The 25,343-nt window shown below is 71.4% G+C and carries 22 protein-coding genes; 16 read left to right on the forward strand and 6 right to left on the reverse strand.

Annotated features, from left to right (window positions below; translation table 11 throughout):
- Positions 1–284 precede the first annotated feature (284 nt).
- Positions 285–1,301, forward strand: coding sequence for an aspartate-semialdehyde dehydrogenase (locus ACFYX4_RS04520; protein ID WP_389325638.1), 1,017 nt, complete (start codon positions 285–287; stop codon positions 1,299–1,301).
- A gap of 79 nt (positions 1,302–1,380) precedes the next feature.
- Here ACFYX4_RS04520 and pepN read toward each other — a convergent pair whose 3' ends face one another.
- Together pepN and ACFYX4_RS04530 are read right to left on the reverse strand one after the other, a co-directional pair.
- A complete protein-coding gene (gene pepN, locus ACFYX4_RS04525) occupies positions 1,381–3,969 on the reverse strand; it encodes an aminopeptidase N (RefSeq protein WP_389325641.1) in 2,589 nt (862 codons plus the stop codon).
- A 176-nt stretch (positions 3,970–4,145) separates the two neighbouring features.
- The gene (locus ACFYX4_RS04530) at positions 4,146–5,084 is read right to left on the reverse strand and encodes an EamA family transporter (RefSeq protein ID WP_389325644.1); all 939 of its coding nucleotides are present in this window, start codon (positions 5,082–5,084) and stop codon (positions 4,146–4,148) included.
- Between the two features lie 126 nt (positions 5,085–5,210).
- Here ACFYX4_RS04530 and ACFYX4_RS04535 point away from each other — a divergent pair, with 126 nt between their 5' ends.
- On the forward strand, positions 5,211–5,714 hold the full coding sequence (locus ACFYX4_RS04535) for a MarR family winged helix-turn-helix transcriptional regulator (protein ID WP_389325647.1): 504 nt from the start codon (positions 5,211–5,213) through the stop codon (positions 5,712–5,714).
- Between the two features lie 95 nt (positions 5,715–5,809).
- Here the strand turns inward: ACFYX4_RS04535 and ACFYX4_RS04540 are convergent, their stop codons facing one another.
- From ACFYX4_RS04540 to ACFYX4_RS04550, 3 genes are all read right to left on the reverse strand, one after another.
- Entirely contained in the window at positions 5,810–6,100 is a 291-nt protein-coding gene (locus ACFYX4_RS04540) for a hypothetical protein (protein WP_389325650.1), read from the reverse strand.
- A gap of 196 nt (positions 6,101–6,296) precedes the next feature.
- Positions 6,297–8,387, reverse strand: coding sequence for a 4-alpha-glucanotransferase (gene malQ, locus ACFYX4_RS04545; RefSeq protein ID WP_389325653.1), 2,091 nt, complete (start codon positions 8,385–8,387; stop codon positions 6,297–6,299).
- A gap of 27 nt (positions 8,388–8,414) precedes the next feature.
- Positions 8,415–8,648 (reverse strand): hypothetical protein, encoded by a 234-nt coding sequence (locus ACFYX4_RS04550; RefSeq protein WP_389325656.1) that lies wholly within the window; start codon positions 8,646–8,648, stop codon positions 8,415–8,417.
- 404 nt (positions 8,649–9,052) lie between these two features.
- On the opposite strand from ACFYX4_RS04550, the gene ACFYX4_RS04555 reads away from it, so the two are divergent.
- The 4 genes from ACFYX4_RS04555 to ACFYX4_RS04570 all read left to right on the forward strand — a co-directional run bounded on the left by ACFYX4_RS04555 (position 9,053) and on the right by ACFYX4_RS04570 (position 12,147).
- Positions 9,053–9,481 carry a hypothetical protein gene (locus ACFYX4_RS04555; protein ID WP_389325659.1) on the forward strand — a complete coding sequence of 143 codons (429 nt, stop codon included), beginning with the start codon at positions 9,053–9,055 and terminating at the stop codon, positions 9,479–9,481.
- Between the two features lie 220 nt (positions 9,482–9,701).
- A complete protein-coding gene (locus ACFYX4_RS04560) occupies positions 9,702–10,832 on the forward strand; it encodes a hypothetical protein (RefSeq protein ID WP_389325661.1) in 1,131 nt (376 codons plus the stop codon).
- Entirely contained in the window at positions 10,829–11,407 is a 579-nt protein-coding gene (locus tag ACFYX4_RS04565; RefSeq protein ID WP_389325664.1) for a hypothetical protein, read from the forward strand. The genes ACFYX4_RS04560 and ACFYX4_RS04565 overlap by 4 nt, the downstream gene beginning before the upstream one ends.
- Complete coding sequence (locus ACFYX4_RS04570; RefSeq protein WP_389325667.1) at positions 11,404–12,147, forward strand: ATP-binding cassette domain-containing protein; 744 nt, start codon at positions 11,404–11,406, stop codon at positions 12,145–12,147. The genes ACFYX4_RS04565 and ACFYX4_RS04570 overlap by 4 nt, the downstream gene beginning before the upstream one ends.
- A gap of 75 nt (positions 12,148–12,222) precedes the next feature.
- On the opposite strand, the gene ACFYX4_RS04575 is transcribed toward ACFYX4_RS04570, so the two are convergent.
- Positions 12,223–12,759: an HNH endonuclease gene (locus ACFYX4_RS04575; RefSeq protein WP_389325670.1), complete on the reverse strand. Its 537-nt coding sequence runs from the start codon at positions 12,757–12,759 to the stop codon at positions 12,223–12,225.
- Between the two features lie 314 nt (positions 12,760–13,073).
- Here ACFYX4_RS04575 and ACFYX4_RS04580 point away from each other — a divergent pair, with 314 nt between their 5' ends.
- The 10 genes from ACFYX4_RS04580 (at position 13,074) to ACFYX4_RS04625 (ending at position 25,343) form a co-directional block, all read left to right on the forward strand.
- Entirely contained in the window at positions 13,074–14,192 is a 1,119-nt protein-coding gene (locus ACFYX4_RS04580; protein ID WP_389325673.1) for a mechanosensitive ion channel family protein, read from the forward strand.
- Positions 14,193–14,444: 252 nt separating this feature from the next.
- The gene (locus ACFYX4_RS04585; RefSeq protein ID WP_389325676.1) at positions 14,445–15,656 is read left to right on the forward strand and encodes an ROK family protein; all 1,212 of its coding nucleotides are present in this window, start codon (positions 14,445–14,447) and stop codon (positions 15,654–15,656) included.
- Between the two features lie 93 nt (positions 15,657–15,749).
- The gene (locus tag ACFYX4_RS04590) at positions 15,750–17,099 is read left to right on the forward strand and encodes an ABC transporter substrate-binding protein (RefSeq protein ID WP_389325679.1); all 1,350 of its coding nucleotides are present in this window, start codon (positions 15,750–15,752) and stop codon (positions 17,097–17,099) included.
- Positions 17,100–17,101: 2 nt separating this feature from the next.
- Complete coding sequence (locus tag ACFYX4_RS04595) at positions 17,102–18,070, forward strand: carbohydrate ABC transporter permease (RefSeq protein ID WP_389325682.1); 969 nt, start codon at positions 17,102–17,104, stop codon at positions 18,068–18,070.
- Between the two features lies 1 nt (position 18,071).
- The gene (locus tag ACFYX4_RS04600; RefSeq protein WP_389325685.1) at positions 18,072–18,965 is read left to right on the forward strand and encodes a carbohydrate ABC transporter permease; all 894 of its coding nucleotides are present in this window, start codon (positions 18,072–18,074) and stop codon (positions 18,963–18,965) included.
- 7 nt (positions 18,966–18,972) lie between these two features.
- Positions 18,973–20,238 carry a 6-phospho-beta-glucosidase gene (locus tag ACFYX4_RS04605; RefSeq protein WP_389325688.1) on the forward strand — a complete coding sequence of 422 codons (1,266 nt, stop codon included), beginning with the start codon at positions 18,973–18,975 and terminating at the stop codon, positions 20,236–20,238.
- A complete protein-coding gene (locus ACFYX4_RS04610; RefSeq protein ID WP_389325691.1) occupies positions 20,229–21,200 on the forward strand; it encodes an N-acetylglucosamine kinase in 972 nt (323 codons plus the stop codon). Before ACFYX4_RS04605 ends, ACFYX4_RS04610 begins: the two co-directional genes overlap by 10 nt.
- A gap of 248 nt (positions 21,201–21,448) precedes the next feature.
- Positions 21,449–22,876 carry a hypothetical protein gene (locus ACFYX4_RS04615; protein WP_389326728.1) on the forward strand — a complete coding sequence of 476 codons (1,428 nt, stop codon included), beginning with the start codon at positions 21,449–21,451 and terminating at the stop codon, positions 22,874–22,876.
- A 14-nt stretch (positions 22,877–22,890) separates the two neighbouring features.
- Positions 22,891–23,919 (forward strand): glutamate ABC transporter substrate-binding protein, encoded by a 1,029-nt coding sequence (locus ACFYX4_RS04620; RefSeq protein ID WP_389326732.1) that lies wholly within the window; start codon positions 22,891–22,893, stop codon positions 23,917–23,919.
- Between the two features lie 101 nt (positions 23,920–24,020).
- Positions 24,021–25,343: a hypothetical protein gene (locus ACFYX4_RS04625; protein ID WP_389325694.1), complete on the forward strand. Its 1,323-nt coding sequence runs from the start codon at positions 24,021–24,023 to the stop codon at positions 25,341–25,343.

Raw genomic sequence — 25,343 nt, forward strand, 5'->3', positions numbered from 1 at the left:
GGACGCCGGACGGGGCGGAAACGTTCGACCGGGTTCCCCGCAGGGCTTCGAGGCGTACGTCACACCGTTGTGTGGGCGGGGGCGCGATGGGCAGGCGAGCTTGCGGCGCGGGGTGGCCCGCGGGCGAATTCCTCCAGCTCGGACGGGGTGCCCACCGCAGTTCCGCGACCGGTGGCCGGCCGGCCGCGTCCCATTCCTCGGGCGCGGCGGGCAAAGAATTGGACAGGCGGGCCGGGGTCGGCAGCATGATGGAAAGAAGAGTCGTGAAGAGACAGGGAGACGCCGTGAGGGTCGGAATCGTCGGAGCCACCGGTCAGGTCGGCACGGTCATGCGCAGGATCCTCAAGGAGCGGAACTTCCCGGTCACCGAGCTGCGCCTGTTCGCCTCGGCCCGTTCCGCGGGGTCCGAGCTGGACGGCGTGACGGTGGAGGACGCGGCGACCGCCGACTACTCCGGCCTGGACATCGTGCTGTTCTCCGCGGGCGGCTCGACCTCGAAGGCACTGGCCGAGAAGGTCGCCTCGCAGGGCGCCGTCGTGATCGACAACTCGTCGGCCTGGCGCCGGGACCCGGACGTGCCGCTGGTGGTGTCCGAGGTGAACCCGCACGCGATCGCCCAGCGCCCCAAGGGCATCATCGCCAACCCGAACTGCACGACGATGGCCGCGATGCCGGTGCTCAGGCCGCTGCACGCGGAGGCCGGCCTCGAAGCCCTCGTCGTCGCCACCTACCAGGCGGTGTCCGGCTCGGGCCTCGCGGGCGTCGCCGAGCTGCACGGCCAGGCGCAGAAGGTGATCGCCGAGGCCGACCGGCTCACCCACGACGGCGAGGCCGTCGACTTCCCGGAGCCGCAGGTCTACCAGCGGCCCATCGCCTTCAACGTCGTCCCGCTCGCCGGCTCGATCGTCGACGACGGTCTGAACGAGACGGACGAGGAGCAGAAGCTCCGCCACGAGTCCCGCAAGATCCTGGAGATCCCGGAGCTGAAGGTCTCCGGCACCTGTGTGCGCGTGCCGGTCTTCTCCGGCCACTCCCTCCAGGTCAACGCCCGGTTCGCGCGCCCGATCAGCGCCGCCCGCGCGACGGAGATCCTCGCGGACGCCGAGGGCGTCGTCCTCACCGACATCCCGACCGCGCTCCAGGCGGCCGGCAAGGACGCCTCGTACGTGGGCCGCATCCGTGAGGACGAGACGGTGGCGAACGGTCTCGCCCTGTTCGTCTCCAACGACAACCTGCGCAAGGGCGCGGCCCTGAACGCGGTGCAGATCGCGGAGCTGGTGGCGGCCGAGCTGAAGGGCTGATCGTCGGGTCGGTCGGCTGACGCACGAGGGCGCCCGGTGTCACCGACACCGGGCGCCCTCGTCGGCGTACGGACCGCGGTTAGCTCGCGTCCGCCGCCTGTGCCTTCAGGGCGCGTTCGACGCCCGCGCGGGCCTCGGAGACCAGGCGGCGCAGGGCCGCGCCGGGCTCGGCCGAGGCCAGCCAGGCGTCGGTCTTGCGCAGCGTCTCCTCGGAGACCTGGAGGGCCGGGTAGAGGCCGACCACGATCTGCTGGGCGATCTCGTGCGAACGCTCGTCCCAGACGGCCTTGACGACGTCGAAGTACTTGTCCGTGTACGGCGCGAGCAGCTCACGCTGGTCGGTCTGGATGAAGCCGCCGATGACGGCCTCCTGGAGGGCGTTGGGCAGCTTGTCGGACTCGACGACCTGCGCCCAGGCCTCCGCCTTGGCCTCCTCCGTCGGACGCGAGGCGCGGGCGGTCGCCGCGTGGCGCTCGCCGGCGGCGGTCTTGTCGCGCTCGTACTCGCCGGCGATCTCCGCCTCGTCGAACCGGCCGACCGCCGCGAGCCGCTGCACGAACGTCCAGCGCAGCTCGGTGTCGACGGCGAGGCCCTCGATCGTCTGCGAGCCGTCCAGCAGGGCGTCGAGGAGGTCCAGCTGCTCGGGGGTGCGGGCGGTGGCCGCGAAGGCGCGCGCCCACGCCAGCTGGTGGTCGCTGCCCGCCTCGGCGGACCGCAGGTGGGCCAGCGTGGCGTCGGTCCACCGGGTGAGGAGGGTCTCGCGGGCGTTGGGGTCGGCGTACATGTCGACGGCGAGCTTGACCTGCCGGTGCAGCGACTGGACCACGCCGATGTCGGACTCCTTGCCGATGCCGGACAGCACCAGCGACAGGTAGTCGCGGGTGGGCAGTTCGGCGTCGCGGGTCATGTCCCAGGCCGAGGCCCAGCACAGCGCGCGCGGCAGGGACGCCTCGAAGTCGCCGAGGTGCTCGGTGACGAAGGCGAGGGACTTCTCGTCGAGGCGGACCTTGGCGTACGACAGGTCGTCGTCGTTGAGCAGGACGACGTCCGGCCGCCGCTTGCCCACCAGCTGCGGTACGGCGGTCAGTTCGCCGTCGACGTCGAGCTCGACGCGCTCGTCGCGCAGCAGCTTGCCGCTGCCGGCGTCGAGGCCGTAGAAGCCGACGGCGATGCGGTGCGGGCGCAGCGTCGGCTCGCCCTTGGCGCCGGCGGGCAGCGCGGGGGCCTCCTGGCGGATGGCGAAGGAGGTGATGACGCCGTCCGTGCTTTCGGGGTCTGTCTCGATCTCGGGACGGAGGATGTTGATGCCGGCGGTCTCCAGCCAAGCCTTCGACCAGGCCTTCAGGTCGCGGCCGGAGGTCTCCTCCAGCGCGCCGAGGAGGTCGGTCAGGCGGGTGTTGCCGTAGGCGTGGCGCTTGAAGTAGGCCTGCACGCCCTTGAAGAACTCGTCCATGCCGACGTAGGCGACGAGCTGCTTCAGGACGGACGCGCCCTTGGCGTAGGTGATGCCGTCGAAGTTGACCAGGACGTCGTCCAGGTCGTTGATCTCCGCCATAATCGGGTGGGTGGAGGGCAGTTGGTCCTGCCGGTAGGCCCACGTCTTCATGGAGTTGGCGAACGTGGTCCACGAGTGCGGCCAGCGGCTGTCGGGCGCGTAGGCCTGGCAGGCGATGGAGGTGTAGGTGGCGAACGACTCGTTCAGCCACAGGTCGTTCCACCACTCCATGGTGACCAGGTCGCCGAACCACATGTGCGCCAGCTCGTGCAGGATGGTCTCGGCGCGCAGCTCGTACGCCGCGTCCGTCACCTTCGAGCGGAACACGTACTGGTCGCGGATGGTGACCGCGCCCGCGTTCTCCATCGCGCCCGCGTTGAACTCCGGTACGAACAGCTGGTCGTACTTCTTGAAGGGGTACGGGTAGTCGAACTTCTCCTGGAGCCAGTCGAAGCCCTGCCGGGTGACCTCGAAGATGGCGTCCGAGTCGAGGAACTCGGCGAGCGAGGGCCGGCAGTAGATGCCGAGCGGCACGCTCTGCCCGTTCTTCTCGTACACGCTGTGCACGCTGTGGTACGGGCCGACGATGAGGGCCGTGATGTACGTCGAGATGCGGGGCGTCGGCTCGAAGACCCAGACGTCGTCCTTGGGTTCGGGCGTCGGGGAGTTGGAGATGACGGTCCAGCCGTTCGGCGCCTTCACCGTGAACTGGAAGGTGGCCTTGAGGTCGGGCTGCTCGAAGGAGGCGAAGACGCGGCGGGCGTCGGGCACCTCGAACTGCGTGTACAGGTAGGCCTGTTCGTCGACCGGGTCGACGAACCGGTGCAGGCCCTCACCGGTGTTGGTGTAGGCGCAGTCGGCGACGACCCGCAGGATGTTGCGGCCTTCGAGCAGGCCGGGCAGGGCGATCCGGGAGTCGGCGAAGACCTGTGCCGGGTCGAGGTTCTCGCCGTTGAGCGTCACCTCGTGGACGGTCGGGGCGACCAGGTCGATGAAGGACTCGGCGCCGCCGTCGGCGTCGCTCGCCGCGACGTCGAAGCGCACCGTGGTGGCTGACCGGTAGGTGCCGCCCTCCTGCGCGCCGGAGAGGTCGAGTTCGATCTCGTACGAGTCAACGGTGAGCAGCTTCGCCCGCTGCTGCGCCTCTTCGCGAGTCAGGTTTGTGCCAGGCACGCGGTCATCTCCTCGATATGAGTGGGTTGCGCCATCCTTCCACGGTCGCACCGCGTTGGGCGACGGCCGGGGCCGGGGGTGAAGTGACCCCCCGCAGCACATCACCCCACCCCGAGCGCCCCCTGGGGGTGTACGGAGTTGCCGGCGACCCGACCCACCGAACCGGCTGTCTCCACCTACCGAGTCGAGTGATGGGTGGGTGAAGGGTGGGGGTTCAGGGGGCGGGGCTTCCTGGGGGGAGGTTGGGGGGCGGGGGGTCCTTGGGGGCGGGGGGACAGTTGGGTCGTCGTCGTCGCGGTGAACGCTATGGCTATTCCCGTCAGTTGCAGCGCCGTCAGGCTCTCGTCCAGCACCGCCCAGCCGATCACCGCCGCCGTCAGCGGGGAGAGCGGGCCGAGGAACGTGACCTGTGTGGCGGTGAGCCCTCCGATGCCGCGGAACCAGAGCCAGTACGCCACCGCCGTGTTCGCCAGCGCCAGATAGAGATAGCCGCCCACCGCACGGCCGTCCAGCGCCGGCGGCGCCCCCTCGACGAGGAAGGCGACGGGCGCGACGAGCAGCCCGCCGACCGTCAGCTGCCAGGCGGCGAGCCCGAGCGGCCCGACCCCGTCCGGGCGGCCCCACCGCTTCGCCAGCACCACCCCCGCCGACATCGACGCCGTGGAGGCGAGCCCCGCGAGCACGCCGACCGCGTCCAGCGCCCCGCCCGCCCGCAGCACGACCAGGCTGACGCCGAACGCTGCCGCGACCCCGGCGAGCAGCGTCCGCGCGGTCGGCCGCTGCCCCAGCAGCACCGCCGAGAGGCCGACGACGAACAGCGGCCCGACCGAACCGACGACCGCCGCAAGGCCGCCGGGCAGCCGGTACGCGGAGAGGAAGAACAGCGGGAAGAACGCGCCGATGTTCAGCGCGCCCAGCGCCGCCGCCTTCCCCCACCAGACCCCGCGCGGCAGCACCCGCGCGATCGCGAGCAGCACCAGCCCGGCGGGCAGCGCGCGCATCAGGGCCGTGAACAGCGGACGGTCGGCGGGGAGGAACTCCGTGGTGACCGCGTAGGTGGTGCCCCAGGAGACCGGGGCGAGAGCGGTGAGCAGGACGGTCGCAAGCCGGTTCATGAAAAATAGCTTAGCGCTAAGCGACTTACAGTCAAGCTACTTACAACTGATCTACTTGCATGAGAGCTACTAGCACCCGAGCTACTTTCTTGCGGGCTACCGGATGCCCGGCGGATACTCCCCCGTATGAGTGCGCAGCGCAGGGACCCGGTCGACGCGATCATCGATCAGTGGGCGACCGTCCGCCCCGATCTCGACACCGCCGCGATGGAGGTGTTCGGCCGCGTCAACCGGCTCTCGCGCGCGATCGGCGACCGTATGGACAAGGCGTACGCGGCCCTCGGGCTCGCGCGCGGCGAGTTCGACGTGCTGGCCACCCTGCGCCGGTCCGGAGAGCCGTACACCCTCTCACCCCGCCGGCTGTCGGCGACGCTGATGCTGACCACCGGCGGCATGACCGGCCGCCTCGACAAGCTGGAGCGCGCCGGCCTGCTCCGCCGCTCCCCCGACCCGCACGACCGCCGCGGCCTACAGGTCACGCTCACCGACAAGGGGCTGGCACTGGTCGAGGAGGCCGTCGGCGCGGGCCTGGCCGTCCAGACGGAGGCGCTGACCGCCGCACTGAACGACGAAAAGGCCGGCCAACTGGCCGACCTTTTGCGCGAGTTGCTGCTCGCGACAGAGAACTGAGGACGGGCCGCCGGGCACGGCACGGCCGAGGCCCCGCAGAGGCACGCTCTGCGGGTCGGCGGCCCGGTGCCCCGGAGCCCCGGAGCCCCGGAGGCTCAGGCCTTGGCGGCCTTGGCGCCCGCCTCGCCCTTGACGGTGATGTTGGAGCTGGTGTCGTCGTGCCTGTCCTGGGAGCGGTCGAGGACCCACACCAGGCCGGCGATGGCCAGGAACAGCGCGATCGGCGCCACCACGTAGAGGCCCAGCGTCTCGATGACGCTCAGGCCCGGACCGGGGTCGTCGCCGTCGTCCCGGGTGAGGGCGAGCGCGGGGGACGACATGAGCAGCATCATCAGCGTCGTACCGGCCGCCAGGGTGCCGGCGCGCAGGGCGTTGTTCTTGTCCACGGTGCAAAAGTAGCGAACGCGGGGGGAGGGCGCGCGTCCGGGGTGCCTTATACGGCCCCGGCGTCGGTGCGGGCGTCGCCGGGGGCTGCCGCCCCCGGGCCCCCGCTTCGGCCCTGAACGGGCCTCGTCCTCAAACGCCGGACGGGCTGAATCGTCGACCCCTTGGCCGAGAAGCACCCCCGCGGACGGGCTGATCTCACCCCCGCAGCACCTCCATCAACGCATGCAGTCGCGGCGACGCCGCCAGTTGCTCCAGCGTCATCGGGCGGCCCTCCGCGTCGGCGACGGGCAGGCGCCAGTTCGGGTACTGGTCCCACGTGCCGGGGAGGTTCTGCGGGCGGCGGTCGCCGACGCCGTCCGGGAGCCAGACGCCGATCATGCGGGCGGGGGTGCTCAGCAGGAAGCGGTGGACGGCCTGGACCTCGGCCTCCTCCGAAGAGGTGTCGCCGCCTCCGCCGGCGCCCTGGAGAAGGCCGAGCCGGGCGAGCGCGTCGAGCCACTCCGCCGTGTCGGCGGCGGCCTCCGCGCGCTCCTCCTCCACCGGGCGGGTCAACAGGCCCAGCCGGTCGCGGAGCTCCACGTGCTCGCCGGTGAGCCGGGCGGCCGTCGACGGCAGGTCGTGGGTGGTGGCGGTGGCGAGGCAGTCGGCGCGCCAGCTCTCGGGCGGCAGGGGGCGACCGTCGCCCTCCCAGGCGCGTTCGAACCACAGGACGGACGTGCCGAGCACCCCGCGTTCGCGCAGCGCCTCCCGCACGCCGGGCTCGACGGTGCCCAGGTCCTCGCCGATGACCACCGAGCCCGCCCGCGACGCCTCCAGCACCAGGACGGCGAGCATGGCCTCGGCGTCGTAGCGGACGTAGGTGCCCTCGGTCGGCGGTTCGCCCTGGGGGACCCACCAGAGCCGGAACAGGCCCATGACGTGGTCGATGCGCAGCGCGCCGGCGTAACGGAACAGGGCGCGCAGCAGCCTGCGGAAGGGCGCGTAGCCGGAGTCGGCGAGCCGGTCGGGGCGCCAGGGCGGCAGGCCCCAGTCCTGGCCGCGCGCGTTGAAGGCGTCCGGGGGCGCGCCGACGGACATGCCGGCCGCGAAGTACTCCTGCTGGGCCCAGGCGTCGGCCCCGCCGGGGTGCACGCCGACGGCCAGGTCGTGCACGACGCCGAGCGGCATGCCCGCCTCGCGCGCGGAGCGCTGGGCGGCGGTGAGCTGGGCGTCGGTGAGCCAGGCGAGCCGGGAGTGGAAGTCGACGCGCTCCATCAGCTCGGAGCGGGCGCGGGCGGTCTCCGCGGAGCGGGGGTCGCGCAGGGCGGCGGGCCAGGCGTGCCAGTCGGAGCCGTGGACCTCGGCGAGGGCGCACCAGGTGGCGTGGTCCTCCAGGGCCTCGCCCTGCTCGGCGAGGAAGTCGCAGTAGGCGGCCCGCCGGCCGGGCCCGAGCGGCACGTCGGCGACGAGTTCCATGGCCTCCCGCTTGAGCTCCCACACGGCGTCCCGGTCGATCAGCGCGCCCTTGTCGAGCACGGCCTCCCGCAGCCGCGCGGCCCGCTCGCGCAGCGCCCGCACGCGCTCGGGCGCGTCGACGTGGCCGAACTCGGGCACGTCCTCGACGCGCAGGTGCACCGGGTCGGGGAAGCGGCGGGAGGAGGGCCGGTACGGGGAGGGATCGGTGGGAGCGCCGGGCACGGCCGCGTGCAGGGGGTTGACCTGCACGAACCCGGCGCCCAGCGCCCGCCCGGCCCAGGCGGTCAGCTCGGCGAGGTCCCCGAGGTCGCCCATGCCCCAGGAGCGCTGGGAGAGGAGGGAGTAGAGCTGGACGAGGAGTCCGTACGAGCGCCCGGCGGGTGTGGGCAGCCGGGGCGGGGCCACGACGAGGTGCGCGCGGGCGGTGCGGCCGTCGGGCGCGACGGCGGTCAGCGCGTGCACGCCGGCCGGAAGGCCGTCGAGTGAGGCGCGGACCTCTCCCTGCTCGGTCTCGACCTCGATCCGGGTCCCCTCGGGAAGTCCGGCGAGCACGGCGGACCCCGTGCCGTCGCCGCCGCCGTCCCCCCACACCACCACGGTGGGCGGCAGCAGGCGCTCCGCCAGTTCCCGTTCCCGGGCGGCGAGCGCGGCGCGGGCGGACTGCGGAGTGCTCGCGTCGACGCCCAGGGCGGCCAGGGCACGGGTCACGGCGGCGACCGAGGCCGTCACCGTACGGTCCGGCGACGGACGGTAGGAGGTCGCGACGCCGTGCAGCCCGGCGAGGCGGATCAGCTCCTCGTCGAGGGGCGCGGCCGGCCGGGGTGCGGTCATCTACGGCCTCATCCGGGGTGCGGTCATCTACGGCCTCATGAAGTCGGAGTCCGCGGCGGCGAGCGGCGGTTCGCTGGTGAGGGGAGGTTCGCTGGTCAGCGGCTCGGCGTAGGGCAGCGGGGGCTCGCTGGTCAGCGGAGCCTCGGCGCAGGTTCCCTCCGCGCTGAACACGCACACATGGGGCTCTTCGAAGTCGGCGGAAAGATCCGCCGGGCGTTTGGAGCGGGCGGCCGGGACCAGGGGGTATGTCGATGCGACCACGGTGGCCTCCTTGTCGAACGAGTCTGACGGGTTACTTGAGCCCTACCCAGTGGACGCGAGGACTCACATCTTCCGTGGGACCACCCCCGTCCCCACCCATCCCGCGGAACCAGGGGGCAGAGCCCCCACCACCACCCCATCAAGATCAACCAGGTCAATGTGGACCACTGCCACAATATCGGCGACGAAAGCCCAAATTAGGCACACAGGAAGCCGCCATAAAGCCGACAGCAGGTAAATGAAAAGTTGACGCTCCATGAAGCGGACTGCTAGCTTCACGGCACGGCTGAAAGACCCTCAGCCGCACGGGGGACGGGGGATGTGGGGGTATTGTGTACATAATTTCACAAGCATCTCCACCAGTTCCTGATCCCGTGCTTCATGCACCAGGAACAGGGGAAATAATGAAGCGCGGTTCGCGCATTTCCACGGTCGTCGGCACGGCGGCAGTGATCACTCTGGCGATGGCGCCCATCGCCGAGGCCAACTGGAGCAGCTCCATCACCGGGGCGAGCGTGGGCTTCGAGTCCCGGCGCTGGTCGGACGAGCTGTACTCGCAGGTGAAGTTCACCAACTGCAAGACCGACGCGCTGGCCACGCAGAGCACCGACGTGCGGATATGGGCCGACATCACGCTCCAGCCCGACGAGGCCTACGACAACAAGACGTTCACCGCGTGCTTCGGCGGCGGCACCAGCAACGGCGAGTGGACCGACCTGCCGTCCGGCAAGCGGGACTACTACTTCAAGCTCGCGAAGATCGCGGGCTCCACCTTCGGCCCGCAGCTGACCGTGAGCACGGTGTCGGTGGACACCACCAAGGCAGACGGCTGACAGACCAGCCCTGAGGGGCGCCCCGCCGGGGGCGCCCCTCTTTGGTCGACAAGTAGTTCGGTGAGACCGCATGAAATTCAGCACCACGCTGCGCAGCGGTAGTGTGCGATGGGCTGCCCCCATAATTCTCCTGCTGACGTTCCTTTATTACGTCGTAGGCCAGAAAGCCCCTCTCTCAAGTTATTTCCATTATGCTCCGAGCATTGTCGCGGAGCCGCTGATGACGCTTTATGCGCTGGCGTACGCGACAGCCGCCGGACTCGCCTGCTGGGAGAGCGGCCGACTGAAAAGCGCACGCATATGGGCGCTGGCGCCGGCCCGTTCGCGATACCGGATCGCGGCCAACGTCCTGGCCCCGGTGATCGCGCTCTCGTGGCTCGTCCTGCTCCTGCCCGCGGCGGTCTCACTCGCCCGTTCGGCGACCATGCCCAGCCTCGACAGCCTGCGCCTGCCGTTCGCGGCCATGGTGATCTGCGTCGCTCACGCCGTGCTCGGATTCGCCGTCGGCTGCCGGGTTCCGCGCATCATCGCCACGCCCGTCCTGGCCGTGGGCGACTGGCTCCTCGTCGCCTTCACCAGGGCGATGCTGCCCTACTGGCCCCGGCACGTCTCCGGCCAGTTCGGCAGCGTCGGTTTCGGCGAGGTGCCCCAGTTCGTCACGGCGGCGGTACCCGTGATGCTGGCCGGAGGCATCGCCGTCGGGCTGATGATCCTCTGGTTGCCCTTCGGGTGGCGGGCGCTGCGGATCGCCCTGGCGGCCGTGGTCGCCGTGGGAGGCGTCCTCGGGGCCCAGCGCACGGCCGCCGACTGGTCGGCCACACCGCCGATCACCACCGGGAACGTGGCGATGACGTGCACGGGCAGCGCGCCGCGCATGTGCGTGCCGGAGTTCAACGCGCGCTACCTGCCGCAGGTCCAGCGCGACACCGCCGAGGCACTGAGCGTGCTGCGGGAAGCCGGGGCGACCTCGGCGGAACCGCGGCTGATCACCGACGGCTACGTCGACGGCCGCCACCAGAAGACCTCCACGGACACCGAGTGGCACATGCTGCTGACCGAGCAGGTGCCGAACGGTGGCGCGGTGTACCAGGTCGTGGTGCGGGCTCTGAAGTTCCGCTGCGAGGAGGTGGACGTCCGCACCGCTCACTCGGCCTGGCTGTGGGGCGCCATGAAGACCGGCCAGGAGAAGGCGTACCGGATGCGCCGCGAGGAGGAGGGGCTGGACCCCGCGGCCCGGGAGCTGGAGAAGCAGGTCAAGGCCGACGTCACCCGCGTGTTGAAGGAATCTCCGGCCGAGCAGACCGAGTGGATCAGGCAGGCGCTCCAGGGCTGTGAGGCGAAGACGTCGTGATGTGGTGGTTCAAGGTCCGCCGGGGGCACACGCTGCTGCCGGTCGCCCTTGTCGTCTTCACCGCGGCCCTCTACGCGGTGCAGGACCACACGGTGCTGCTGCCGGCCATCACCGGCAGCCCTCGCGTAGCGCTCTCGCTGTTCGTTCCCGTGCCCCTGTTCGCCATCCTGATGGCGATGCTGGAATCCCGGCTTCCCGCGGCCGAGGCCTCCGGCGTACGGTCCGTGGCACGGCTCGACAACGCGCTCGTCACCGCGGTCATGGCGGCGGCGGTGGTGTGCAGCGTCGCCGTCGCCGCCCTCCAGGGGACCGCCGCGGCCACGACCGGCGGCCGCAACGCCCTGTTCCTGACCGGTCTGATGCTGCTCGGGCGCGCCTGGGCCGGACAAGGCGCGGTGATGCTCCCCGTGGGGTGGCTGGTCACCGTCGCAGTCATCGGGTTCCGCGGGAACGTCCCGCGCTCCTGGACCGTCATCGCGCTCCCTGCGGACGACCTGTTCGCAGCGGTCGCCTCCCTGGTGGTGTTCGCCCTCGGCCTCGCCGCCCAGATCCGCTCGTCGAGGAAGCCAGCGTGACACTCGAACTCAGCAACTGCACCTACGGCTACCGGCGCTGGAAGCAGCCGGTCCTGCGGGACTTCTCCTACGTCCTGCCGGACGGCCTCACCGTCCTGCTCGGTCCCAACGGCGCCGGCAAGTCGACCCTGCTGAAGCTCGCGGCGTCGGTGACCAAACCCCAGAAGGGGCGTGTGGCCCTGGACGGGGCTCCGGCGGGCACCGCGGCCTACCGGCAGGCGGTGGCCTGGATGCCGCAGGACATCGTGCCCATGCCCACGCTCACCGCGCGCGAGTACGTCGCCTACGTCGGCTGGCTCAAGGGCATGAACCGCTCGGACGCCTGGAAGCAGGCCCGCAAGGCCCTCGCGCGCGTGGAGCTGACCGACAAGGCCGACGACCGCACCAGCCAGCTCTCCGGCGGCCAGCTGCGTCGCGTCGGCGTCGCCGGGGCGCTCGTGCACGGCGCCCGGGTCCTGCTGCTGGACGAGCCCACCGCGGGCATGGACCCCTACCAGCGCCGGGTGTTCCGCGACATCCTGCGCGGGCTCACCGAAGACGTGCGCGTCCTGCTGTCCACGCACGACGTCGCCGACCTCGCGGAGGAGGCGGACCACGTCACGGTGATGTACGGGGGAACGGTCCTCCAGCACGGCGACACCGACACGTTCCTTGCGCACACCCCGCCCGGAACCCTCGAGGGGCGCGCCGCCGAAGCGGCGTACACCGCGCTGCTGAGGAGCCACAACGTCGCCGCCTGACTCCCGCGGCAAGCCGTCGGGGCCCGGCGGACACCGCGGGCGGCCCCGACAGCACGTACGGAAAGGCCCGGATCGTCAGGCGGAGATGCCGTCGATCCGGGCCATCGCGTCGTCCGCGCCGAACGGTTGCAGGTACGGCAGCCAGCGCGGGTCCCTGTGGCCGGTTCCGATGATGCGCCAGGCCAGGCCGGTGGGCGGGGCGGGTTTGTGGCGCAGTCGCCAGCCGATCTCGACGAGATGCCGGTCGGCCTTGACGTGGTTGCAGCGGCGGCAGGAAGCCACGACGTTGTCCCACGCGTGGCGGCCCCCGCGGCTGCGCGGGATGACGTGGTCGACGCTGGTTGCGACGCCACCGCAGTACATGCACCGGCCCCCGTCCCGGGCGAAGAGCGCCCGGCGGGTCAGAGGAACGGGCCCCCGATAGGGAACCCGGACGAATCGCTTGAGCCGGACCACGCTGGGTGCGGGGACTGTGACGGTCGCGCTGTGCATGAAGGCGCCGGATTCCTCCAAGGAGACAGCCTTGTTCTCCAGGACGAGGACGAGCGCGCGGCGGAGCGGTACGACGCCGAGCGGCTCGTACGACGCGTTCAGGACCAGGACATGCGGCACGGATGCCTCCTCGGGCGTCGGCGGCGCGTGGCTCGCGCCGGGACGATCTGCGGCCAGTCTCCCCTCTTGCCTGGTGAACGCGCCACCATGTCCCGGTAACGGGCTGGGAGTGTTTTCGACCACACCCGATACATCCCCAGCCCGACGACCTGTTCAAGCGCGCGTGAGCACGGTCTCTCCTTCGCGCATTCGGGCGAAGCACACACAATGCCCCGTTAGTGTGGTGGTCCTGCCTCTCCGGTGACCTTTCCGTGACCTTGAACACCGTGCCCGCCGCGCCGGACGGAGCAGTGCATCGCCTGGAGGTACCTGCTGTGTCCTTGTCCGCCGTCCTACTGGCCGCCGGCTCGTCGCCCTCGCCGACCCCGACCCCCTCGGAGTCGCCGACGGTGACGGTCCCGACGCTCCAGGACGCCCAGGAGAGCGCGACGAACGCCGCCAGCTGGGTCGAGCAGAACTGGTCGACGTGGCTCGCGATCGGTCTGCGGGTCCTGCTGATCGTCGTCATAGCCGGGGTCCTGAGAGTGGTGGTGCGGCGGGCGATCACCAAGCTGATCGACCGGATGAACCGCACGGTGCAGGCGGTCGACGGCACGGCGCTGGGCGGCCTGCTGGTCAACGCCGAGCGGCGGCGCCAGCGCTCCCAGGCGATCGGCTCGGTGCTGCGCTCGGTGGCGAGCTTCCTGATCCTCGGCACGGCCGGGCTGATGGTCCTGGGCACGTTCGAGATCAATCTGGCCCCGCTGCTGGCGTCCGCCGGCGTCGCGGGCGTCGCGATCGGCTTCGGCGCCCGCAACCTGGTCACGGACTTCCTCTCCGGCGTGTTCATGATCCTGGAGGACCAGTACGGGGTCGGCGACCAGATCGACGCGGGCGTCGCCACCGGCGAGGTCATCGAGGTCGGCCTGCGGGTGACCAAGCTGCGCGGCGACAACGGCGAGATCTGGTACGTCCGCAACGGCGAGGTCAAGCGGATCGGCAACCTCTCGCAGGGCTGGGCCACGGCCGGCGTCGACGTCACGGTGAAGTCGACCGAGGACCTCGACCATGTGAAGGCCACGCTGGACGAGGTCGCCGAGAAGATGAGCAAGGAAGAGCCCTGGAACGAGCTCCTGTGGAGCCCGATCGAGGTGCTGGGCCTGGACAGCGTGCTGCTGGACTCGATGGTGGTCCGGGTCTCCGCGAAGACGATGCCCGGCAAGTCCCTCGCGGTCGAGCGCGAGCTGCGCTGGCGGATCAAGCGGGCCTTCGACGAGGCCGACATCCGCATCGTGGGCGGCGCGACGGTCCCCGTCGAGCTGGACCCGAACGCGGACCCGACGGCGGGCGTCGCCGCCCCGTCGGTGTACTCCAACACCGCCTCCCCGCAGGCCCAGGCGGCCACGCCGATCACCCCGGCCGCCCCGGCCGCGCCTACGGCTCCGGTGAAGTAGCAGACCCGGGCGACCAGCCCACCGCCCCTGCCGGCAACGACTCCGTTGCCGACAGGGGCGGTTTCGTTTTCCCCGTTGACGCGCCCTCTTGACGCGCCCCCTTGACGCCCCCTTCCCCCCGGGCCTACCTTCCTCCACACCGGATAGGAAACTTTCCTAACAGTTCTCCGGAGGGCCCAGGTGCGGCCCCCGCATGGACTTCCCTCCGCGATCACTGAAAAGCTGGGCAGCCGAGAGGCAGGTGCAGACCCCATGGCAGGAACCGCCGGCACGCCGGGCACCCCGCGCGTCCTGCGCGCCATGAACGACCGCGCCGCCCTGGACCTCCTGCTGGAGCACGGGCCCCTCTCCCGCACCCGGATCGGCAAGCTCACCGGCCTGTCCAAGCCGACCGCCTCCCAGCTGCTGGCCCGCCTGGAGGCGGCGGGGCTGGTCCTGGCGAGCGGCACCACCGAGGGACGGCCCGGCCCCAACGCCCAGCTGTACGAGGTCGATCCAACCGCTGCGCACGCCGCGGGACTCGACGTCACCCCCGAACGGGTCCTCGCCGCCGTCGCCGACGTCACGGGCCGGACAGTGGGCGCCTTCGAGGTGCGCACCCCCGGCCGCAACACCGCCGGGGCCGTCGTACGGCAGGTCACCGACGCGCTCGACGGCGCGGTGAAGGCCGCCGGGCTCACCCGGGACGACGTGCGGCGGCTCGTCGTCGCCACCCCGGGCGCCTTCGACCCCACCACCGGCCGGCTGCGCTACGCCTCGCACCTGCCCGGCTGGCACTCCCCCGCGCTGCTCGACGACCTCGCCGCAGCGCTGCCGATGCCCGTCGAGTACGAGAACGACGTCAACCTCGTCGCCGTCGCCGAACAGCGGCTCGGCGCGGCCCGCGGGCACGAGGACTTCGTGCTGCTGTGGAACGAGGGCGGCCTCGGCGCGGCCCTCGTCCTCGGCGGGCGGCTGCACCGCGGCTGGACCGGCGGCGCGGGGGAAGTGGGTTTCCTGCCGGTCCCCGGCGCGCCCCTGGTGCGCCAGGTGACCAAGGCCAACAGCGGCGGCTACCAGGAGCTCGCCGGCTCCCAGGCCGTTCCCCGGCTCGCTCGCGAGCTCGGCATCGGCGACATCCCCTCGGGGCCGTACGCCGAGGTCGCCGCCGCCCTCGTGGAGCGGGCCGCGGCCGAGAACCGGGGCCCGTACGCGGAGTTGCTGCGCGCCTACGCGACCCGGCTCGCGACCGGTCTCGCCTCCCTCGTCTCCGTCCTCGACCCCGAACTCGTCGTCCTCAGCGGCGCGTCGCTGACCGCCGGCGGCGAACTCCTGCGCTCCCTCGTCCAGTCGGAGCTGGCGGAACTCGCCGCCTCCCGGCCGCGGCTCGTCGTCGGCGGCGTCACCGAACGGCCCGTGCTGCGCGGCGCGTTGGAGAGCGCGCTGGCGGCTGCCCGCGACGAGGTCTTCGACACCTCGCGCTGATCCCCTCCGGGTGACACCGGTCCCCTTCGCAACACCCCTTCCACGTCACCCCCCTCACCTCACCCCTTCGCCCCGCCCCAGGGAGGCCCCGTCATGTCCGCACGCACCCCTTCAGCCGTCCGAAAGGCGGCTTTCGCCCTCACCGCCTCGACGGCCCTGCTCCTGACCGCCACCGCCTGTACCGGTCAGGCCGCCACCGGCGCGCAGGACGACGCGTCCGAGCAGCAGACCATCACCTTCTGGCACGCCTGGAGCGCGCCGAACGAGGTGAAGGCCGTCAAGGACCTGGTCGCCGGCTTCGAGAAGGCGCACCCGAACATCCAGGTGAACGTGGTCGGCAACATGACCGACGACAAGATCAACCAGGCGCTGCGCGCGGGCGGTACGAAGGCCCCCGACGTGATCTCGTCGTTCACCACCAACAACGTCGGCAAGTTCTGCACGTCGGGCGCGCTGGTCGACCTCGACCCCTTCTTCGAGAAGGCGGGCGTCGATCCGGAGAAGACCTTCCCGAAGGCGATGAACGAGTACACCCAGTACCAGGGCGACCGCTGCGCCGTCCCGCTGCTGGGCGACGCCTACGGGCTCTACTACAACAAGACCGCGTTCGAGAAGGCCGGCATCACCGGCCCGCCGAAGACCTGGTCCGAGTTCGAGGCGGACGCGCAGAAACTGACGATCACCCAGGGCGACACGTACAAGCAGCTCGGGTTCATGCCGAACTACCACGGCTGGGAGACGACCACCGAGCACTACATGGGCCAGTTCTCCCCGACCTATTTCGACGCGTCCGGCAAGTCGACGATCGCCACCGACCCGGCCGTCTCCGGCGCCTTCACGCTCCAGAAGAAGCTCGTCGACGCGCTCGGCGGCTTCAAGAAGCTGGAGAAGTTCCGCGCCGGGCTCGGCGACGAGTGGGGTCCCAAGCACCCCTTCCACACCGGGCAGGTGGCCATGCAGCTCGACGGCGAGTGGCGGCTCGGCATGGCGCTGGACGCGAAGCCCGGCTTCGAGATCGGCGTCGCCCCGCTGCCCGTCCCCGACGACCGGGCCGACCAGTACGGCAAGGGCTACATCACCGGCACCATCGCCGGCATCGCCGCCACCAGCCAGAAGCAGAACGCGGCCTGGGAGTTCGTCAAGTACATCACCACGGACACCGACGCGGTGGTCGGCTTCTCCAACGCCATCCACAACGTGCCCTCCACGCTGGAGGCCCTGAAGTCGCCGAAGCTGACGTACGACCCGCGCTTCAAGACGTTCCTGGACATCGCGGCGAACCCGTACTCGACCACCTCGCCCGCCTCCGTCAACGGCGGCGTCTACCTCACCACCGTCCAGCAGCTCGGCTACGACTACGAGAGCGGCAAGGTCACCGACCTGGCGGCGGGCCTGAAGAAGGCCGCCGCGCAGATCGACACGGACATCGCGCAGGCGAAGTGACCATGAGCGCCCTCACCTCGACGGCGGCGGGACGGCGGTCCGGTCTCGCCGCCAAGCACCGGCGGCAGACGCTGCGCACCCTCGCGTTCCTCTCGCCCTGGCTGATCGGCTTCGCGGTCTTCTTCGCGTACCCGATGATCTCGACGGTCTACTTCTCGTTCATGCACTACGACGGCTTCCGGCCGCCGACCTGGGCCGGGACGAAGAACTGGACGTACGTCTTCGAGAGTTACCCCTTCTTCTGGCCCGCCCTGCGCAACACCCTCTGGCTGGTCGTGATCATGGTGAGCCTCCGGGTCCTGTTCGGGCTCGGGATCGGGATGCTCATCACGAAGATCAAGACGGCTACGGGCGTCTTCCGCACCCTCTTCTACCTGCCCTACCTCGCCCCGCCGGTCGCCGCGACCATGGCGTTCGCGTTCCTCCTCAACCCCGGTACGGGACCGGTCGATTCGATCCTGGAGCGGATCGGCCTCCCGGCCCCGGGCTGGTTCAACGACCCGAGCTGGTCCAAGCCGGCCCTCACCCTGATGTTCCTGTGGGGCGTCGGCGACCTGATGGTCATCTTCATGGCCGCGCTGCTCGACGTCCCCAAGGAGCAGTACGAGGCAGCCGAGTTGGACGGCGCGTCGGCGTGGCAGCGGTTCCGGTTCGTCACGCTGCCCAACATCTCGCCGATCATCATGTTCGCCGTCGTCACCGGCGTGATCGCGGCGATGCAGTGCTACACCCAGCCCCTGGTCGCCGGGAAGGTCGCCTCGGGCGTGATCCAGGGCGCGGGCACCATGTTCGAGCCCGGCTACCCCGAGCACTCCACGCTCACCCTCCCCCAACTCGTCTACAACCTCGGCTTCCAGCGCTTCGACTACGGCTCCGCCTGTGTCGTCGCCCTGGTCCTGTTCGCCCTGTCGATGGCGTTCACCGCGCTGTTGATGCGGCGCCGGGGCGGTCTCATCCAGGCAGGTGACTGACATGACCCAAGTACTGGAACGGCCGGTGGAGTCGCCGGCCCCCGCCTCGCCGGCCGAGCGCACGGCCCGCCGCAGGGCGGTGCTGGAATGGATCGCGGTGCACTCCCTCGGCGTCGCGGCGGCCCTGTTCTTCACCCTGCCGTTCGTGTTCGTCTTCCTGACGTCGCTGATGAGCGACTCGCAGGCGCTCAGCCGGGACCTGGTCCCGCACACCTGGGAATGGGCCAACTACCGCAAGGTCTTCGACACCCCGGGCTTCCTCACCTGGTGGAAGAACACGCTGCTCTACGCCGGTCTCGGCACCGTGCTGACGGTCGTGTCGTCGATCCCGGTGGCGTACGCGCTCGCCAAGTTCCGCTTCCGCGGCCGGAATCTCACGCTCATGCTGGTGATCTCGATGATGATGCTGCCGCCGCAGGTGGTCGTCATCCCGATGTACCTGTTCTGGGCGAAGCAGCTCGACCTGTCGGGCACGCTCTGGCCGATGATCATCCCGCTGGCGTTCGGCGACGCGTTCTCCATCTTCCTGCTGCGGCAGTTCCTGATGACCATCCCCAACGAGTACGTGGACGCCGCGAAGGTGGACGGCTGCGGCGACCTGCGCACCCTGGTGAAGGTCGTGCTGCCGATGGCCAGGCCCGGCATCGCCGCCGTCGCCCTGTTCCAGTTCTTCAACGCCTGGAACGACTACTTCGGACCGCAGATCTACGCCTCGGAGAACCCCGGTGCGTGGACACTGAGTTACGGCCTGGAGTCCTTCAAGGGCGCCCACCACACCGACTGGAACCTCACCATGGCGGCCACCGTGCTGGTCATGGCCCCCGTGATCCTCGTGTTCTTCTTCGCGCAGAAGGCGTTCGTCGAGGGCGTCACCCTGACCGGAGTGAAGGGTTGAACCGCACATGAAACTCACCGTGGTCGGCGGAGGCTCGACCTACACCCCCGAACTCATCGACGGCTTCGCGCGTCTGAGGGACACGCTCCCCCTGGAGGAGCTGGTCCTCGTGGACCCGGCGGCCGAACGCCTCGAACTCGTGGGCGGGTTGGCCAGGCGCATCTTCGCCCGGCAGGGCCACCCCGGCCGGATCGTGACCACGTCCGACCTGGACGCCGGCGTCGACGGCGCCGACGCCGTCCTGCTCCAGCTGCGCGTCGGCGGCCAGGCCGCCCGCGAGCGGGACGAGACCTGGCCGTTGGACTGCGGCTGCGTGGGCCAGGAGACGACCGGCGCGGGCGGCCTGGCCAAGGCGCTGCGCACGGTCCCGGTCGTCCTGGAGATCGCCGAACGCGTCCGCCGCGCCAACCCGGACGCCTGGATCATCGACTTCACCAACCCGGTCGGCATCGTCACCCGCGCCCTGCTCCAGGCCGGCCACAAGGCCGTCGGACTGTGCAACGTGGCCATCGGCTTCCAGCGGAAGTTCGCCGCGCTGCTGGAGGTCGAACCGGCGGACGTCCACCTGGACCACGTGGGCCTCAACCACCTCACCTGGGAGACCGCGGTACGCCTGGACGGCCCCGAGGGCGACGACGTCCTGCCCGCGCTGCTGGCCGACCACGGCGACGCCGTCGCGGCCGACCTGCGCCTGCCCCGCCCGCTCCTGGACCGGCTAGGCGTAGTCCCCTCGTACTACCTGCGCTACTACTACGCGCACGACGAGGTCGTACGGGAACTGCGCACCAAGCCCTCCCGGGCGGCCGAAGTCGCCGAGATGGAAAGGCGGTTGCTGAAGCTGTACGCCGATCCGGCGCTGGACGAGAAGCCGGAGCTGCTCGCCCGGCGCGGCGGCGCCTACTACTCGGAGGCCGCGGTGGACCTGGCGGCGGCGCTGCTGACCGGGTCGGGCAGCCCCTACCAGGTGGTGAACACCTACAACCGTGGCACGCTGCCCTTCCTCCCCGACGACGCGGTGATCGAGGTGCAGGCGGCGGTCGGCCCGAAGGGTCCCTCGCCCCTGCCGGTGACCGGCGTCGACCCCCTGTTCGCGGGGCTGACCGCCAACGTCACCGCGTACGAGGACCTGGCCCTGGAGGCCGCGCTGCGCGGCGGACGCGACCGGGTCTTCCGGGCCCTCCTCGCCCACCCCCTGATCGGCCAGCACGAGTACGCCGACGCCCTGACCGACCGGCTGATCGCGCACAACCGGGAGCACCTCGCGTGGGCCTGACCGCGAGCGTTCTCGCCATCGACGCCGGCAACAGCAAGACGGACGTGGCGGTCGTGGCGGCCGACGGGGAGGTCCTCGCCACGGCCCGCGGCGACGGGTTCCGTCCGCCCGCGGTGGGCGTGGGCCCGGCCGTCGACGCCCTCGCGGACACCGTCACGCGCGCGTACGACGCGGCGGGCGTCACCTCGGCGGACCATGTCTCGGCCTGCCTGGCCAACGCCGATCTCCCGGTGGAGGAGGAGCAGTTGGCGGCGGCGCTGCACGCACGCGCGTGGGGCGCGTCGGTGACGGTCCGCAACGACACCTTCGCGATCCTGCGGGCGGGTGCGGCCGAGCCCCGGGGCGTCGCGGTCGTCTGCGGCGCCGGCATCAACTGCGTGGGCATGCGGCCCGACGGCCGCACCGCCCGCTTCCCCGCCCTCGGCCGGATCTCCGGCGACTGGGGCGGGGGGTGGGGGCTGGCCGAGGAGGCGCTGTGGCACGCGGCGCGCGCGGAGGACGGCAGGGGCGGCCCGACGGCGCTCGCACGGACGCTGCCCGCCCACTTCCGGCTGCCCTCCATGCCCGCCCTCATCGAGGCGCTGCACCTGGGCCGGATCGCCGACGCCCGCCGGCACGAGCTGACCCCGGTCCTCTTCTCGACGGCGACGGCCGGGGACGCCACCGCCCGCGCGATCGTCGCACGGCTGGCGGAGGAGGTGACGACGATGGCGGTGGTCGCCCTGACCCGGCTCGACCTGCTGGCGGAGGAGACCCCGGTCCTGCTCGGCGGCGGCGTCCTGACGGCGGGGCACACGCTCCTGGACGACGCGGTACGGGAGTCGCTGTCGGCCCGCGCTCCCAAGGCGACGGCACTGGTCGTGCGGGCGCGGCCCGTGCTGGGCGCGGCGCTGCTGGGGCTGGACGGAGTGGGGGCGGGGGGCGAGGCGCAGGATCGGGTGCGGGCGCACTTCGAGGAGTGAGCGCCGGCGGGGCGGGGGCGATGTCGACTTCGTGAGGCGGGCCGTGGGTCCGAGCGGAACCGAACGGATTCCGGTCGCGTGTTCCACAGCAGCGGTGACTTGCGATCTGATCAAGATCGAGTGAAGCCCGGTGCGCAGCGCCGCGCTTTGTGGCGATACTTGCGGCGAGACATGACCATGGGGGAGGTCAGCCAGTGACACACCCGCCGAAGAGCAGCACGGCGCCACCGGGTTCCGGCATGCCCACGATGCCGGCCGTTCCGCCTCAACCGGGCCCGCGCGAGCCCCTCGCGTCCGCGTCCTCGTCGTCGTCGGCCTCCGGCTCCGCCCCGTCGCCGAGAACGCCCGCCCGCAGGACCGCCTTCGCCGAGGGCGTCGAGCGGGTGCGCGCCGCCGCGACGACCGAGCCGGGCCGGCTGCGGATCATCGGCGCCGTACTCGCCCTGCTCGTCGTCGCGTTCGGCGCGGTCACGGCCTGGCAGATGACGGACCGCGCCGCCGCCGCCGACGACGTCCTCAACAAGAGCCAGCCGCTCAGCTCGGCCGCCGCCGACATCTACCGCTCCCTCGCCGACGCCAACACCACCGCCTCCGGCGGGTTCCTGGCGGGGGGCCAGGAGTCGGCGGAGTCGCGCAAGCGCTACGAGGACGACATCGACACCGCCGCGGCCAAGCTCGTCACCGCGGCGAACAACGCCGACCCCGGCTCCCCCTCCACCGCGGCGATCACCAAGCTCAACAAGCTGCTCCCGGAGTACAAGGGCCTGGTCGAGCGCGCCCGCACCTACAACCGGCAGGGCTTCCCCGTCGGCGGCGCCTACCTGCGCTACGCGAACCAGAAGATGCAGCAGGAGATGCTCCCGGCCGCCGAGGACCTCTACAAGAAGGAGAACCAGCGCCTCCAGGCCGACTACGCGGACGCCAGGCCCTACCCGTGGGCGGCGATCGCGCTGGGCGTCCTCGCGCTGGCCGCGCTGGCCTGGGCGCAGCACCGCAACTACCGCCGTACGAACAGGGTGTTGAACCACGGCCTGGTCGCCGCCACCGCGACCGCCGCCGTCGTACTGCTGTGGCTGGTCGTCGGCCACAGCGTGGCCCGCGCGGGTCTGACCGAGTCCTACGACCACGGCGTGCGCTCCCTGAACGTCCTGCACGACGCCCGTATCGCCTCCCTCAAGGCACGCGGCAACGAGAACCTCACCCTCGTGGCCCGCGGCGCCGAGACCGTCAAGGTGACAGCCGACGGCAAGGAGTTGACGCTCGACGCGTACGACCACGGCTTCACCGAGAACATGACCACCCTCGGCAAGGGCCTCGCCGCCGCGGCGAAGCTCGCCGACGACCAGGCGGGCGAGAAGCCGGTCACCTCGGCCGAGGGCAACATGACGGTGTGGCGCGAGCGCCACACCGCGGCCCGCGCCCAGGACGACAACGGCAACTACGAGCAGGCGCTCGCCCTGGTGATCGGCGCCAAAGGCGCGACGGGCGAGTGCTTCGACAGCGTGGACGCCAACCTGGCGAGCGCGCTCACCCACGAGCAGAACGAGTTCAGGCAGGCGGCGGGCGACGGCCGGGACGCGATGGGCGGTCTGCCGCTGGGCGCGGCCGTCCTCGCCGTCCTGGGCGCGGCGGGCGCGGTCCTCGGCATCGGCCGCAGGCTGTCGGAGTACCGGTGAAAGGGGGCGTGACGATGCATGTGCGACGGATGCGGGCCGGCCTGAAGGGCTGGGGCGGAGTGGGAGCGATGGCGGTCGTCTGCGCCCTCGCGCTGGCCTTCGCACTGCTGCTCCCGTGGACCCAGTCGCGGGGCGACGGCTCCGTGGGGACCGGCAGCCGGGGCGTCGCCGAGGCCGGACAGGCGGCCGACCCGGCGTGCAAGGACCCGGAGAAGCAGACGCTGGCACCGTCCGCGGCGGACGGTCCGACGATCTCCGCGATCAAGGCCCGGCAGGGCGAGAAGCGCAAGCTGATCGTCGGCGTCGACCAGAACAGCTACCGGTGGGGCTACCGCGACCCGAACAACTCCGGTGCGGCGCTGGAGGGTTTCGACATCGACCTGGTGCGCCGTATCGCCCAGGACCTGCTCGGCGACCCGAACGCCGTCCAGTTCAAGGCGATCCCGACCAACCAGCGCATCCCCGCGATCCAGGAGGGCCGGGTCGACATGGTCGTGCGCACGATGACGATCAGCTGCGCCCGCATCAAGGACGTCGCGTTCTCCGCGCCGTACTTCAAGACCGGTCAGCAGGTCCTCGCGCCCAAGTCCTCGACGATCACCGGCTACGACAAGACGCTGGCGGGCAAGAAGATCTGCACGGCGGCCGGTTCGACCGCCAACACGCAGCTGACCGACGACCGCGGAGCCGGCCGGCTGCCGGCGAGCGCCGACATCTCCACCACGGTCCCCAACCAACTGGACTGCCTGGTGCGGTTGCAGCTCGGCGAGGTCGACGCGGTCGTCACTGACGGCGCGCTCGCCGCGAGCCAGGCCGCGCAGGATCCGACGGTGGAGCTCAAGGGCGCCGCGTTCACAGCCGAGTACTACGGGGTGGCGATGAAGAAGGACGCCGACGACCTGGTGCGCCGCGTCAACCAGATCCTCGTGCAGTACCGGGCGGACGGCTGGCAGACGTCGTACGACAAATGGCTCTCGGCGACACTGGGCGCGGACGCGGCGACGTCGACGCCGCCCGCCCCTCAGTACCTGCGCACCGGCTGACCGGCCGTCGGCGAGCGAGGGATCGAGCGATCGATCCGGTGAGTGACCTGAATGATCTGAGTGAACGAGTGAACGACCGACACGGCAGCGAGAGGTGATCGATGGGCGTCACGGGACCCCCCGGGCCGGTGATGGACCGGGACGAGGTCGACCGTGCGCTGGCGCGGCTCGGCGCGGAGCACGAGGCCATCGAGACCTCCCTCCTCGCCCTCCAGGACCACGCGGGCCGCAGACTCCTCGAAGGCGCTCAGCTCACCGGGGTCACCAAGGAGCGCTGGACGGCCGCGGAGGCGTCGATCACGCTGCTGTGGGCGTACTTCGACGGCTACACCGACGCGCTGCGCTCGGCCCGGGACATCCGCTCACGGCGCCGCTGGTCCAGCCGCGAGGATCTGGTGGAGCTGACGGAGCTGCTGCGCGGCGAGTCCGTCACGGTGGCGGGGTCGGCGCTCGCCGGCGCCCCGACCCTGCACGGCACGAACAAGCTCAGCCAGAGCTACTCGCTGACCACGCTCGTCGACCGGATGAACGAGCTGTACGCCTCCTCGCTCGACATGGTCGTCGCCGCCGACGCGGTGTGGTCGGCGCTGCCCGCCCGGATCGATTTACTGGCCGCGGAACTCCAGCGCACCCGGCAGCTCGCGCACTCCGTCGGCGTGCGTCCGGGCGAGCATCCGGCGGGCGACGACCTGGAGCGCATCACGCGCACGCTGACGCGTCTGCGGGAGGAGGTCGTCTCCGACCCGCTGGCCTACTGGCTGCCGACACAGGGCAGTTCGGCCCCCGGCGGCGGTGGCCCCGACACCGCGGTGTACGACCGGGAGGCGCGGGCGCTGGAGGACGTACGGCGGGAGATCGACGCCGTGCTGACGGTGCGTCAGGACGCGGAGAAGCGGCTGGTGCGGCTGCGGGACGTGCTCTCGCGCGCGGACCGCACCCTCGCGGAGGCGCGGACCGCGCGCGGCGAGGTGCTGGCGAAGATCGCCGCGACGGAGGTGCCGGTGGTCAGCGGCCCGCCGACCGTGCTCCAGGAGCAGTTGGCGACGGCCGCCGAGTACCGCAGACAGGGGCAGTGGCACCGGCTGTCCCCGCTCCTGGAGTCCCTGGAGCAGAAGGCGGAGGACGAACTGCTGCGCGCCCGCGAGTCGTTGACCGCGGTCACCGCGCCGCTGGCGGTACGCGCGGAGCTGCGCGGCCGTCTCGACGCGTACAAGGCGAAGGTCGCTCGGCACGGGCTCGCCGAGGACCCGTTCCTCATCGAGCGCTACGACGCGGCCCGGCGCATGCTGTGGAGCGCGCCCTGCGACCTGCGGGTCGCCGAGCAGGCCGTGCTGCGCTACCAGCGGGCCGCCGCCGAACTGCTCACCGCCCCGCGCGTACCGGAGCAGGGCGGACCCGAAGACCACAGGGGGCCCGGCGCGTGA

It is taken from the genome of Streptomyces sp. NPDC002328 (genome assembly GCF_042890065.1).
Taxonomy (GTDB): Bacteria; Actinomycetota; Actinomycetes; order Streptomycetales; family Streptomycetaceae; genus Streptomyces.